Annotated in this window: 2 protein-coding genes; both read right to left on the bottom strand. The window is 41.3% G+C overall.

The window, feature by feature from the left end; all coding sequences use genetic code 11:
* The coding region (locus ADICYQ_RS31355; protein ID WP_152520511.1) for an NAD(P)H-binding protein at window positions 1-174 on the bottom strand (174 nt) is incomplete at its 3' end.
* A 67-nt stretch (window positions 175-241) separates the two neighbouring features.
* Window positions 242-643, bottom strand: coding sequence for an Rrf2 family transcriptional regulator (locus tag ADICYQ_RS31350; RefSeq protein ID WP_040417487.1), 402 nt, complete (start codon window positions 641-643; stop codon window positions 242-244).
* Between the last annotated feature and the right edge of the window lie 127 nt (window positions 644-770).

The following is a 770-nucleotide window of genomic DNA, read 5'->3' as shown; positions in this document are numbered from 1 at the left end:
CTTGATGTCTTCCGCAGTCAGTTCAAACACATCTTTTTCCAAAATCGCTACGTCTTGCTCCTGCACTTTTGAAGCGTTTCTGACGATGGCTGTCACTTCATGGCCTCTTTTTTTCGCTTCTTTCAAAATCTCGTTTCCCGCTTTCCCGCTTGCGCCTATAATACCAATTTTCATTTTTCATTTCCTCCTTATTTGTAACAATTTTAGTTACATGTTAGCGGTGAGAAGTCATCCCTTTTGATTAAAAGAGATGATTCATAACATCTTTTAATGACTTGCTCGCCAGTTCATTTTCCATCGCTCTTTGCACACTTTCAAACGTTTCATCCAGAGCGTTCTGAATTTTTTTCCCTACCGGACATTTCGGATTCGGGTTTTCATGAACCGCAAAGAGTTCTTCTTGCTTTTGGACAGCCCGGTACACTTCTAAAAGAGAAATATTAGCAGGATCTTTTTTGAGGCTTGCACCCGGCACGCCGGCGCGTGATGTGAGAATATCAGCTTTTTTCAGCAGGCTGATCATTCTTCGCACAACTACCGGATTCGTGTTGACACTGTCAGCAATGATTTCTGAAGATGTTTTTTCATCCATCGAGATGAGGGATAAAATATGAATGGCAACAGCAAGACGGCTGTTAATCATGTTTTTTCACCACCGTTGTAACTATAATAGTTACATTTGATTCGTTTGTCAACATCTAATATACACTAAATACATGGGTTTTGTGCACCGTTTTTAGTCAATAGAACGGCCGGATGCACTCCGGCCG

Source organism: Cyclobacterium qasimii M12-11B, assembly GCF_000427295.1.
GTDB classification, from domain to species: domain Bacteria; phylum Bacteroidota; class Bacteroidia; order Cytophagales; family Cyclobacteriaceae; genus Cyclobacterium; species Cyclobacterium qasimii.
This window is presented reverse-complemented; position numbering and strand designations above follow the sequence as displayed.